This window comes from Pseudomonas sp. GW823-FHT05G12 (genome assembly GCF_058795575.1).
This window is the reverse complement of the sequence record NZ_CM179501.1, coordinates 1,478,611-1,491,195: the sequence shown is the minus strand read 5'-3', so window position 1 is coordinate 1,491,195 and position 12,585 is coordinate 1,478,611. Positions and strand designations below refer to the sequence as shown.

10 protein-coding genes are annotated in these 12,585 nt (G+C 64.3%); 7 read left to right on the top strand and 3 right to left on the bottom strand.

Features of this window, described 5'->3' with window-relative positions:
- Positions 1–81: 81 nt before the first annotated feature.
- A complete protein-coding gene (locus tag AC3RCM_RS06820; protein ID WP_104886557.1) occupies positions 82–2,412 on the bottom strand; it encodes an FdhF/YdeP family oxidoreductase in 2,331 nt (776 codons plus the stop codon).
- A gap of 222 nt (positions 2,413–2,634) precedes the next feature.
- Here AC3RCM_RS06820 and moaA point away from each other — a divergent pair, with 222 nt between their 5' ends.
- Positions 2,635–3,639, top strand: a complete 1,005-nt coding sequence (moaA, locus tag AC3RCM_RS06815; RefSeq protein WP_081273166.1) for a GTP 3',8-cyclase MoaA — start codon at positions 2,635–2,637, stop codon at positions 3,637–3,639.
- A gap of 20 nt (positions 3,640–3,659) precedes the next feature.
- A complete protein-coding gene (locus tag AC3RCM_RS06810) occupies positions 3,660–4,559 on the top strand; it encodes a bestrophin family protein (protein ID WP_457251656.1) in 900 nt (299 codons plus the stop codon).
- A gap of 46 nt (positions 4,560–4,605) precedes the next feature.
- Here the strand turns inward: AC3RCM_RS06810 and moaB are convergent, their stop codons facing one another.
- On the bottom strand, positions 4,606–5,124 hold the full coding sequence (moaB, locus tag AC3RCM_RS06805) for a molybdenum cofactor biosynthesis protein B (protein WP_003254698.1): 519 nt from the start codon (positions 5,122–5,124) through the stop codon (positions 4,606–4,608).
- Positions 5,125–5,265: 141 nt separating this feature from the next.
- Here moaB and AC3RCM_RS06800 point away from each other — a divergent pair, with 141 nt between their 5' ends.
- Positions 5,266–6,153 carry a LysR family transcriptional regulator gene (locus AC3RCM_RS06800; protein WP_003254701.1) on the top strand — a complete coding sequence of 296 codons (888 nt, stop codon included), beginning with the start codon at positions 5,266–5,268 and terminating at the stop codon, positions 6,151–6,153.
- Here the strand turns inward: AC3RCM_RS06800 and AC3RCM_RS06795 are convergent.
- Positions 6,141–6,923, bottom strand: a complete 783-nt coding sequence (locus AC3RCM_RS06795; protein WP_064491359.1) for an AraC family transcriptional regulator — start codon at positions 6,921–6,923, stop codon at positions 6,141–6,143. The genes AC3RCM_RS06800 and AC3RCM_RS06795 overlap by 13 nt on opposite strands.
- Before the next feature lie 378 nt (positions 6,924–7,301).
- On the opposite strand from AC3RCM_RS06795, the gene AC3RCM_RS06790 reads away from it, so the two are divergent.
- The 4 genes from AC3RCM_RS06790 to AC3RCM_RS06775 all read left to right on the top strand — a co-directional run bounded on the left by AC3RCM_RS06790 (position 7,302) and on the right by AC3RCM_RS06775 (position 12,584).
- Positions 7,302–8,915, top strand: coding sequence for an APC family permease (locus AC3RCM_RS06790; RefSeq protein ID WP_064491360.1), 1,614 nt, complete (start codon positions 7,302–7,304; stop codon positions 8,913–8,915).
- Between the two features lie 23 nt (positions 8,916–8,938).
- Entirely contained in the window at positions 8,939–9,865 is a 927-nt protein-coding gene (locus tag AC3RCM_RS06785; protein WP_064491361.1) for a 4-hydroxyproline epimerase, read from the top strand.
- Positions 9,866–9,907: 42 nt separating this feature from the next.
- Positions 9,908–10,855: a dihydrodipicolinate synthase family protein gene (locus AC3RCM_RS06780; protein WP_064491362.1), complete on the top strand. Its 948-nt coding sequence runs from the start codon at positions 9,908–9,910 to the stop codon at positions 10,853–10,855.
- 151 nt (positions 10,856–11,006) lie between these two features.
- Complete coding sequence (locus AC3RCM_RS06775; RefSeq protein ID WP_492629444.1) at positions 11,007–12,584, top strand: aldehyde dehydrogenase (NADP(+)); 1,578 nt, start codon at positions 11,007–11,009, stop codon at positions 12,582–12,584.
- The last annotated feature ends 1 nt before the right edge of the window (position 12,585 follow it).

Below are 12,585 nucleotides of genomic sequence, written 5' to 3'. Positions count from 1 at the left end.
CACAGGATCACCTCAACCTCAAGCGCTGTGAGGTCCCGTAGGAGCGGGTTCACCCGCGAAGAGGCCAGCACAGGCACCCCATCAATCCGAGGCCAGCACCGCCGCAATGCGGTTCCCCGCCTTGGCTTTCACGACCTTGATCGCCACGAATTTCGAGGTCGGGGTATAGGTCCCCTCGCCATAACTATCAAGCGGTACCAACGGGTTGGTTTCCGGGTAATACGCCGCCGCCTGCCCCTCAGGCACGTCATACGCCACCAGGCGGAACCCCGACACCCGCCGCTCCACGCCATCCTCCCACAACGACACAAGGTCCACCTGCTCACCCGGTTCGAAGCCCAGGCGACGGATGTCCGCCTCATTGACGAACACCACTTCACGCAGGCCGAACACCCCACGGTAACGGTCGTCCAGGCCATACAGGGTAGTGTTGTACTGGTCGTGCGAACGCAGGGTCTGCAAAATCAGGTCGGGCTTGTCACCACGGGCCAGTACCTTGGCGTTGACCAGTTCCTCGGGCAGCGCGTGGGGCATGAAGCGGGCTTTGCCCGTGGCCGTGCGGAAGTTGCGATCGGCGGCATTGTTGCCAAGGTGGAACCCGCCGGGGCTGTTCAAGCGTTCATTGAAACCGGTAAAGCCCGGAATCACGTCAGCGATCATGTCGCGAATGCGGTTGTAATCCGCCACCGCGTGCTCCCAGTCGATCGGCTGGTTGCCCAGCGTGGCCTTGGCCATGCCGGCAATGATCCACGGTTCCGAGCGCATATGCGGCGAGCGCGGGCGCAACTGGCCATTGGAGATGTGCACCATGCTGAAGGTGTCCTCCACGGTCACGCCTTGCGGCCCTTCGGCCTGCAGGTCGATTTCGGTACGGCCCAGGCACGGCAGGATCAGCGCATCGCGGCCGGTGACCAGGTGCGAGCGGTTGAGTTTGGTGGAAATCTGCACGGTCAACGCGCAGTTCTGCAGCGCCGCGTGGGTGCGCGCGGTGTCCGGGGTGGCTTGGGCAAAGTTGCCGCCCAGGCCGATGAACACCTTGGCCCGCCCCTCTTCCATAGCCTTGATGGCCAACACCGCGTTGTGCCCATGGGTACGCGGCACACTGAACTGGAAGCGTTGTTCGATGGCATCGAGTAGCGCCGCCGACGGCTTCTCGTCAATGCCCATGGTACGGTCACCCTGCACGTTGCTGTGGCCACGCACCGGCGACAGGCCTGCGCCGGGTTTGCCGACGTTGCCACGCAGCAGCTGCAGGTTGACGATTTCCTGCACGGTCGGCACCGAATGGCGATGCTGGGTGACGCCCATGGCCCAGCACATGATGACCCGCTCGGCCTTGCGATACATGCGTGCGGCCAGCTCGATCTCGGCCAGGGTCAAGCCCGACTGTTTGACGATGTGCTCCCAGGACGTGGCATCCACCGCCGCCAGGTAATCGTCGACGCCGCTGGTGTGCTCGGCGATGAAGGCATGGTCGAATACCGCCGGCTCGCCCTTGGCCTGCGCCTCGCGCTCCCATTGCAACAAGTACTTGGCAATACCGCGCATTGCCGCCATGTCCCCACCCAAGGCCGGGCGGAAGTAGGCGCTGGAGGTCGGCTCGGAGCCGTTGCTGAGCATTTCGAACGGGTGCTGCGGGTGCTGGAAGCGCTCAAGGCCTCGCTCTTTCAGCGGGTTGAAGCAGACGACCTGAGCGCCACGCTTGACCGCTTCGCGCAGGGGTTCGAGCATGCGCGGGTGGTTGGTGCCGGGGTTCTGCCCGATGACGAATATCGCGTCGGCCAGCTCCAGGTCGTGGAACACCACGGTGCCCTTGCCCACCCCGAGGGTTTCCGACATGCCCGCGCCGCTGGCTTCGTGGCACATGTTCGAGCAATCCGGGAAGTTGTTGGTGCCGTAGGCACGTACGAACAGCTGGTAGAGGAACGCCGCCTCGTTGCTGGCGCGGCCCGAGGTATAGAATTCGGCCTCATCCGGCGACTGCAGCGCACGCAGGTGCCTGGCGACCAGCTCGAAGGCCTCCTGCCAGGTGGTTTCGACATAATGGTCGGTGGCGGCGTCATAGCGCATCGGGTGGGTGAGGCGGCCCTGGTATTCAAGCCAGTAGTCGGTCTGCTCCTTCAGCGCGCTGACGCTGTATCTGGCGAAGAAAGCCGGGTCGACCGAGCGGCCGGTGGCTTCCCAGTTGACCGCCTTGGCGCCGTTTTCGCAGAACTTGACCATGTCGCTTTCCGGCGACTCGCCCCAGGCACAGCCGGGGCAGTCGAAGCCGCCGTTCTGGTTGGTCTTGAGCATGGCCCGCAGGTTCTTGAAGGCGTTGTCGCTGCCCAGCCAGCTCTTGGTCACGCTTTTGAGCGCCCCCCAGCCGGCAGCGGCGCCCTTGTAGTCCCTGATGTGTTCGTCCTGGCTCATGCGATGAATCCTCACGCTTCGATGCTTTTTTCCAGCCTATGGAGCGTGGGAAGGGGCGTCCAATCGAAAGATCTTACGGCGTGATAAGCGGTTTCGATCATGGCTGCCAGGTGCTGTACCAAGCGATAGAGGCCATCGATCAACCGGTCAGGCAAAGCAATTTGACGGCCTTGCGGCCAGGTTATAGCTTGGAGTCATGTCCCAACCCATTCGAGTGCGAACGTGGAACAGAACAGCCGGGCCCTGATCGACGGCTTCAACCGGAAAATCGACTACCTGCGGATGTCGGTCACCGACCGCTGTGACTTCCGTTGCGTGTACTGCATGGCCGAAGACATGCAGTTTCTGCCGCGCCAGCAAATCCTCAGCCTCGAAGAACTGTTCCAGGTGGCCGAGCGCTTCGTCGCGCTGGGCACCCGCAAGATCCGCCTGACGGGTGGCGAGCCACTGGTACGCCAGGGCATCGTCGACCTGTGCGGGCGTATCGCCGCCCTGCCCGGCCTGCGCGAGCTGTGCCTGACCAGCAACGGCTCGCAACTCGGGCGCCTGGCTCAGCCGCTGTTCGACGCCGGGGTGACACGCCTGAACATCAGCCTGGACAGCCTGGATGCCGACCGTTTCAAGCAGCTGACCCGCACCGGCGACCTTGCCCAGGTAATCGCCGGCATCGACGCCGCACGCCAGGCCGGTTTCAAACGCACCAAGCTCAACTGCGTGGTACTCAAAGGCCGCAACGACCATGAACTGGTCGATCTGGTGCGCTTTGCCATCGAACGCGAGCTGGACATCACCTTCATCGAGGAAATGCCGCTGGGGGTGATAAGCGAGCATGAACGTGGCGAATCGTTCTGCTCCAGCGATGAAGTACGGACACGCCTGGCCGAGCAGTTCACGCTGGTCGAATCGACCGAGTCGTCCATGGGGCCGGCCCGCTACTGGCGCCTGGCCGAAGCCGCGAACACCCGGGTCGGCTTCATTTCCCCGCACAGCCACAACTTCTGCGCCACCTGCAACCGCGTGCGCCTTACCGTCGAAGGCCGCCTGCTGCTGTGCCTGGGCAACGAACACTCGGTCGACCTCAAGCACGTGCTGCGCGCCCACCCTGGCAACCCCGAACGCCTGGAAAAGGCCATTCGCGACTCGCTGCACCTCAAGCCCTATCGCCATCATTTCGAAGTCGGTGGCGATGTGCAGATCCTGCGCTTCATGAACATGACCGGCGGCTGAGCACCCGCCTCTGGATTTCCATGATCGTCCCCCCCTCCACAGATGTGTTGCGCGTGTTGTTCACCCTCAAGGGGTCGATCGTCAAACGCATTGCCCTGCGTTGCCTGATGGTGACACTGCTGGCCGCGCTGATCGTGCTGATCGAGCGGCATTATCCGGCGTATTTCTACCCGGTCAGCGCCACGCCGTTCACCTTGCTGGGCCTGTCGCTGTCGATCTTCATGAGCTTTCGCAACAACGCGTGCTATGACCGTTGGTGGGAGGGGCGCAAGGCCTGGGGCAAACTGATTATCGAAACCCGCTCGTTCGTGCGGGAAAGCGTGGCGATTACCGACGAAACACTGCGCACCGAACTGCTGCGCAACCTGTGTGGTTTCGCCCATGCACTCAATGCCCGGCTGCGTAACGAGGACGAACGGGCAGCTGCCAGGCCGTGGCTGGCCCGGGCCGATGCGATCAGCCCGCACAATGTGTGCGACGGCATCCTGCGTGAAATCGGCGAACACTGTTCACGGTTGGCCGCACAGCAACAGATCAGCGAATGGCGCTACAACCTGCTGGAACAACGCCTGGCGGGCCTGACCGAAGTGCAAGCCACCTGCGAGCGGATCAAGGGCACACCCTTGCCGTTTCCCTACACCCTGCTGCTGCACCGTACCATCTACATTTTCTGCCTGCTGCTGCCGTTTGCCCTGGCCGAGCCGCTGGGCTGGCTGGCACCGCTGTTCACCACCATCGTGGGGTACACGTTCTTCGGGCTGGATGCGATCGGCAACGAGCTGGAAGACCCGTTCGGGCGCGATGAGAACGACCTGCCGACCGATGCCATGGTGCGGACTGTGGAGCGCGATGTGCTGGCCGGATTGGGGGAACAGCAGCTGCCTCCTGCCTTGTTGCCAGTGGGGTATGTGTTGAGCTGACGGTGGGTGGTTGCCTGTTCTGGCCTCTTCGCGGGTAAACCCGCTCCTACATCGGCAACAGGTGTTTGACGAAGTTGCATGGCCGGTGCCGTGCATCCAGCTGCTCGGCCAGAATACCTTCCCAGGCGGTGCGGCAGGCTCCGGTCGAGCCCGGCAGGCAACATACCAACGTGCGGTTGGACAACCCGGCCAACGCCCGGCTCTGCACGGTCGAGCTGCCAATATCGAGAATCGACAATGCCCGGAACAACTCGCCAAACCCATCGATACGCTTGTCCAGCAGGCACTCGACCGCTTCGGGTGTGCTGTCGCGCCCGGTAAAGCCGGTACCGCCGGTGATCAGCACCACCTGCACCTGTTCATCGGCAATCCAGCTGGCCACCTGAGCGCGGATTTTGTACAGGTCGTCCTTGAGCAGCGCTCGCGCCACCAGCCGGTGACCGACCTCGACCGAGCGGTTGGCCAGCAGCGCGCCGGAAGTATCGTTATCGTAGGTACGGGTGTCGCTGACAGTCAGCACGGCGATGTTCAGCGGTACGAAGACCGCATCAAGTTGGACGCGCACGGTGAAGCTCCTTGAAGGGCATTTTCACCACGCTAGAGGCATACCCCCAGAGGCGTCCAATCGATATGACGTACCGGCCGATCAATGACATCTATCGCAGACGTGGGTTAAGGTCTGCATAACCAGACGCCAGGCACTTCCATGGACATCAAGCAGCTCAAGTTCCTCATCGCCCTCGACCAGACCCGACACTTCGGCCAGGCGGCGGCGCTGTGCCATATCACCCAGCCGACGCTGTCCATGCGCCTGCGCAACCTGGAAGACGAACTGGACCTGGTGCTGGTCAAGCGGGGCCAGCGCTTCGAAGGTTTCACCGAGGCCGGCGAGCGTATCCTGGCCTGGGCCCGCACCCTGCTCGCTGCCCACGACGGCCTGCAGGCCGAGGCTGCCAGTTGCCGTGGCCAGGTGGTCGGCAGCCTGCGCCTGGGCACGGTGCCGCTGGCCAGTTTCAACCCCATGCACCTGCTGCTGCCCCTGCGCGAAAAATACCCCGAACTGCACTTTCAGCTCAGCTCGCTGAGCTCGGAACAGGTCATCGACGGCCTCAGCCGCAACCAGCTCGACCTGGGTATCTGCTACCTGGACCAGGTCAACACCAGCTTCTTCGAAGTGATCGAACTGGGCACCACCACCATGGGCCTGCTGCACGATACACGGCACTTCCAGTTCGCCAGCGACCGGCTGCGCTGGGACGAGCTCGGCGATATTCCGCTGGGGCTGCTGAGCAAAGGCATGCACTACCGCCAGTCGCTGGACCTGAGCTTCCGCAGCCGTGGTCTGGAGCCCAATGCGGTGCTTGAGAGCGACTCGAGCTTCCAGCTTATCCAGGCCATCAACACCGGCATATGCTGCGCGATCATGCCACTGGACTGCGGCCTGGAAGACCTCAGCGAGCACCTGCGCATCGTACCGGTGGCCGACGCCGCCATCCACAGCCCGGTCGGGCTGCTGCTGCGCCGCAGCGAGCCACGCTCGGCGATTGCCGAGCAATGCTTTGCCGAGGCGCGGGGGCTGTTTCAGGCCACCTGATCGGCGGTAGCCTGGCGGTACTGGCGCGGCGTAAAGCCGGTCAGTTGCTTGAACTGGCGGCTGAAGGCGCTGTGGTCGGTGTAGCCGCAGCGCATCGCCACTTCAGTGATCGGCAGCTCCGAATGCAGCAGGCGATGGGCGTGCTCCAGGCGCGCCTTGTGGATCATCTGCCGGGGCGTGAGGTGGAACACCCGCTTGCAATAGCGCTCCAGCTGGGCCACGGAAATACCGGCGATGCGGGTCAGCTCGCCCATGCTGATCGGCTGGTGAAAATGCTGGCGGATGTGCTCGTCCACTGCGGCCAGGCGCTGGTAGGCGGGGTGGCTGTCAGCGGCTGACTGCAAGTCGACCGAGATGCCGACCAGGCCGATGATTTCGCCGGCAGGGTTGTACAGCGGGCGCTTGTGGGTCAGGCACCAGCCGGGCTCACGGCTGCCGTAGAGGTGCAGCTCCAACTGGTCCTCCAGCACCAGGCCCTCCTTGAGAACACGTCGATCCTGCTCGGTATAGCCGGGGCCAAACTGTGCCGGAAACACCTCGGCACTGGTCTTGCCCAGCAGCGGTTGCAGGCGCTTGAGGCCACAGCGCTGGACCAGTGTGTTGTTGGCCAACGCATAGCGGGCGGCAGAATCCTTGATGAAGATCGCGGCGTTGGGGATGGCGTCGAGCATCGGCAGCAACAGCGATACACCGGCGAGCAGGGCCTCGAGGGTGGCGGGGCGGTGCTGGTCCAGGGACTGGTAGAGGGTTGCCAGGGGGGTGTCGGTCATCTGTCGGTTCTCTGCTGGCTGTGCTGGCCCTTTCGCGGGCTCGCCCGCTCCCACAGGTCCTCCACACATTTCGAATGTCTGCGCCGTACCTGTGGGAGCGGGCATGCCCGCGAAGAGGCCGGCACTATCAACACCCCCCTACAGGCCTTGTGCGGTGTGGCCTACAGCCTATCCATCAGCCCACCCTGACCGCCAGCATTTTTCACAACTGTGCCGATTTCGTCATTCCCTCTGCAGAAAACCATCAAGAACCGCCGCCCCGACCGGTTCACTCTATGCCCCACGCAAGCCGCCCAAGTCCTACAAGAGCGCGGCCCAAAAAGCCGCATCTCGTGACATCAGACCTGCCTATCCAATAACCAACAAAAAGGCGAACCCATGTCAGGCAAATTCAAAAAACAGTTATCACTGCTGGACCTCACCTTCATCGGCCTAGGCGCCATCTTCGGCTCCGGCTGGCTGTTTGCCGCCAGCCACGTCTCGGCCATCGCCGGCCCGGCCGGCATCCTCTCCTGGTTTCTCGGCGGGTTCGCCGTACTGCTGCTAGGCATCGTCTACTGCGAGCTGGGCGCCGCCTTGCCCCGCGCCGGTGGCGTGGTTCGCTACCCGGTGTACTCGCACGGCCCATTGTTGGGCTACCTGATGGGCTTCATCACCCTGATCGCCTTTTCCAGCCTGATCGCCATCGAAGTGGTTGCCTCACGCCAATACGCCGCCGCCTGGTTTCCCGGGCTGACCAAGGCCGGCTCCAGCGACCCGACCGTGCTCGGCTGGCTGGTGCAGTTCGCCTTGCTGGGGCTGTTCTTCTTCCTCAACTACCGCAGCGTGAAAACCTTCGCCAAGGCCAACAACCTGGTCAGCGTGTTCAAGTTCATCGTGCCGCTGCTGGTGATCGGCGTGCTGTTCACCTTCTTCAAACCGGAAAACTTCGAGGTCCAGGGCTTTGCCCCGTTCGGCCTGTCCGGGGTGGAAATGGCGGTATCCGCCGGTGGCATCATCTTCGCCTACCTGGGCCTGACGCCGATCATATCGGTGGCCAGCGAGGTGAAGAACCCGCAGCGCACCATCCCGATTGCGCTGATTCTTTCGGTGTTGCTGTCCACCGCGATCTACGCCTTGCTGCAACTGGCCTTCCTCGGCAGCGTGCCGACCGAAATGTTGGCCAACGGCTGGGCCAGTGTGACCAAGGAACTGGCCCTGCCCTACCGTGACATCGCCCTGGCCCTGGGTGTGGGCTGGCTCGCCTACCTGGTGGTGGCCGACGCAGTGATCTCGCCAAGCGGCTGCGGCAACATCTACATGAACGCCACCCCGCGCGTGATCTATGGCTGGGCGCAGACCGGCACCTTCTTCAAGTACTTCACCCGCATCGATGCAGAGTCCGGCATCCCGCGCCCGGCCCTGTGGCTGACGTTCGGCCTGTCGGTGTTCTGGACCCTGCCGTTCCCGTCGTGGGAAGCGCTGATCAACGTGGTATCCGCCGCTCTGGTACTGAGCTACGCCGTGGCCCCGGTCAGTGTTGCCGCCCTGCGCCGCAATGCACCACACATGCCGCGCCCGTTCCGGGTCAAGGGCATGGCTGTGCTCGGCCCGCTGTCGTTCATCATCGCTGCGCTGATCGTGTACTGGTCGGGCTGGAACACCGTGTCGTGGCTGCTGGCCCTGCAGATCGTGATGTTCGTGCTGTACCTGCTGTGCAGCCGTTTCGTACCCACCCAGCACCTGTCGCTGGCCCAGCAAGTTCGCTCGTCGGCGTGGCTGATCGGCTTCTACGCGCTGACCATCCTGCTGTCGTGGCTGGGTAGCTTCGGTGGCCTGGGCGTCATCGGCCACCCATTCGACACCGTGGTCGTGGCGGCCTGCGCACTGGGCATCTACTACTGGGGCGCCGCCACGGGTGTGCCTGCCCACCTGGTGCGCCTGGAAGGCGACGACGAAAGCGAAGCCTGCGCTGAAACCTATACCGGCCGCCCTGCTGCCGTCGCTTCCTGATCTTTTACGCAAGGGACAAGCCCATGAAACAGATTCACGTCATAGATTCCCACACGGGTGGCGAACCGACCCGCCTGGTGATGAAGGGCTTTCCGCAACTGCACGGCCGCAGCATGGCCGAACAGCGCGACGAACTGCGCGAGCTGCACGACCCATGGCGCCGTGCCTGCCTGCTGGAGCCACGCGGCAACGATGTGCTGGTCGGCGCGCTGTACTGCCCGCCGGTATCGGCCGACGCTACCTGCGGGGTGATCTTCTTCAACAACGCCGGCTACCTGAACATGTGCGGTCACGGCACCATCGGCCTGGTCGCCTCGCTACAGCACCTGGGCCTGATCACACCGGGTGTGCACAAGATCGACACGCCAGTCGGCCAGGTCAGCGCCACCTTGCATGACGACGGCGCCATCACCATCGGCAACGTGCCCTCCTACCGCTACCGCCAACAGGTTGCGGTGGACGTGCCCGGCCATGGCGTGGTGCACGGCGACATCGCCTGGGGCGGCAACTGGTTCTTCCTCGTTGCCGAACACGGCCAGCGCATCGAGCTGGATAACCGCGAGGTGTTGACCGAGTACACCTGGGCCATGCTCAAGGCCCTGGAAGCCCAGGGCATCACCGGCGAAAACGGCGCGCCCATCGACCACATCGAACTGTTCGCCGACGACCCCAACGCCGACAGCCGCAACTTCGTGATGTGCCCCGGCAAGGCCTACGACCGCTCGCCGTGCGGCACAGGCACCAGCGCCAAGCTGGCCTGCCTGGCCGCCGACGGCAAGCTTGCCGAAGGCCAGACCTGGGTGCAGGCCAGCATCACCGGCAGCCAGTTTCACGGCCGTTACGAGCGCGACGGCGAGCGTATTCGACCGTTCATCACCGGCCGTGCCCACATGACCGCCGACAGCACCCTGCTGATCGACGAACAGGACCCGTTCGCCTGGGGCATCTGACCCCGGTCTTTTCCCGACTGAACTTTGCCAGGAGTGACAACAATGAATGACAACATCTTCACCGGCACCATGCCCGCCCTGATGACCCCGTGCACCGCCGAGCGCAAACCGGACTTCGACGCCTTGGTGCGCAAGGGCCGCCAACTGATCGAAGCCGGCATGAGCGCGGTGGTGTACTGCGGCTCGATGGGTGACTGGCCGCTGCTGACCGAGGCCGAGCGCCAGGAAGGCGTGGCGCGCCTGGTGGCGGCCGGTATCCCGACCATCGTCGGCACGGGCGCAGTCAACACCCGTGAGGCAGTGTCGCATGCCGCCCACGCCGCCAAGGTCGGTGCCGCCGGCCTGATGGTCATCCCTCGCGTGCTCAGCCGCGGCGCCTCGCTGATCGCCCAGAAGCACCATTTCTCGGCGATCCTCGCTGCCGCACCGAAACTGCCGGCGGTGATCTACAACAGCCCTTACTACGGCTTTGCCACCCGCGCCGACCTGTTCTTCGAACTGCGCAGCCAGTTCCCCAACCTGATCGGCTTCAAGGAGTTCGGCGGTGGCGCCGACCTGCGCTACGCCGCCGAGCACATCACCTCCAAGGATGACGATGTCACCCTGATGGTCGGTGTCGACACCCAGGTGGTGCATGGCTTCGTCAACTGCAACGCCACCGGCGCCATCACCGGCATCGGCAATGCGCTGCCGCGCGAAGTGCTGCAACTGGTGAGCCTGAGCAAACAGGCCGCCAAAGGCGACGCCCGTGCCCGCCGCCTGGCGCGCGAGCTGGAAGCGGCGCTGGCGGTGCTGTCGTCGTTCGATGAAGGCTGCGACCTGGTGTTGTATTACAAGCACTTGATGGTGCTCAACGGCGACACCGAGTACAGCCTGCACTTCAACGAGACCGACGTCCTGACCGACGCCCAGCGCAACTATGCCGAACAGCAGTACGCGCTGTTCCGCAGCTGGTACGCCAGCTGGTCGGCTGAGCAGAACATCGCCTGAGCAGCCACTGCTCCCGCTGTGGGAGCGGGCGTGCCCGCGAATCAGGCAACCCGGTGCATGGCACCGGCTTCGCCGGTGTTCGCGGGTGAACCCGCTCCTACAGGGGTCGTAATCCCCCCATGCATCTGCATTAGATTTCCAAGGAGGCTACATGCCCCTCACAGGCAACCTGCTGATCGGCCAAAGGCCGGTAACCGGCAGCCGCGACGCCATCCGTGCCATCGACCCAGCCACCGGTCAGACGTTGGAGCCGGCCTACCTCGGCGGCACCGGCGAACACGTGACCCAGGCCTGCGCGCTGGCCTGGGCGGCATTCGATGCGTACCGCGAAACCTCGCTCGAACAACGAGCAGAGTTCCTTGAAGCCATCGCCACACAGATCGAGGCCCTCGGCGATGCCCTGATCGACCGCGCCGTGATCGAAACCGGCCTGCCCAAGGCGCGCATTCAGGGCGAGCGTGGCCGTACCTGCACCCAGCTACGCACCTTTGCCCGTACAGTGCGGGCCGGCGAATGGCTGGACGTGCGGGTCGACAGCGCCCTGCCTGAGCGCCAGCCCCTCCCCCGCGCTGATCTGCGCCAGCGCCAGGTGGCCCTGGGGCCAGTCGCCGTGTTCGGCGCCAGCAATTTCCCGCTGGCCTTCTCGGTGGCCGGTGGTGACACCGCGTCGGCATTGGCCGCTGGCTGCCCCGTGGTGGTCAAGGCCCACAGTGCCCACCCCGGCACCAGTGAGCTGGTCGGCCAGGCAGTGGCGCAAGCGGTGAAGCAGTGCGGCTTACCGGAGGGTGTGTTCTCGCTGCTTTATGGCTCGGGCCGTGAAGTGGGCATTGCCCTGGTCAGCGACCCACGTATCAAGGCCGTTGGTTTCACCGGCTCGCGCAGCGGTGGCATGGCGTTGTGCCAAGCTGCCCAGGCGCGCCCGGAGCCCATCCCGGTGTATGCCGAAATGAGTTCGATCAACCCGGTGTTCCTGTTCGACGCCGCCCTGCAAGCCCGTGCCGAAGCACTGGCACAAGGTTTCGTCGCCTCGCTGACCCAGGGCGCTGGTCAGTTCTGCACCAACCCTGGCCTGGTAATCGCCCGGCAGGGGCCGGCACTGCAGCGGTTCATCACCGCAGCCGCCGGGTACGTGCAGCAGGCCGCCGCCCAAACCATGCTCACCCCTGGCATTTTCAGTGCCTACCAGGCCGGTATCGCAGCCCTGGCAGACAACCCCTGTGCCCAGGCCATCGCCAGTGGCCAAGCCGGTCAGGGCCCCAACCAGTGCCAGGCACAGTTGTTCGTGACCCAGGCCGAAGCGTTTCTCGCCGACCCGGCGTTGCAGGCTGAAGTGTTCGGTGCAGCATCGCTGGTCGTTGCCTGCACCGACGATGAGCAGGTCCGCCAGGTAGCCGAACACCTGGAAGGTCAGCTGACCGCCACCCTGCAACTGGACGAGGCCGACATCGACAGCGCTCGCGCCCTGCTCCCCACCCTTGAGCGCAAGGCCGGGCGCATTCTGGTCAATGGCTGGCCAACGGGCGTCGAGGTGTGCGATGCCATGGTCCACGGCGGGCCGTTCCCGGCCACTTCCGATGCCCGTACCACCTCGGTGGGCACGGCGGCGATCCTGCGATTCCTGCGCCCGGTTTGCTATCAGGACGTCCCCGATGCGCTGCTGCCGCAGGCATTGAAACACGGCAACCCGCTGCAACTGCGGCGCCTGCTTGATGGTAAACGGGAAGACTGAG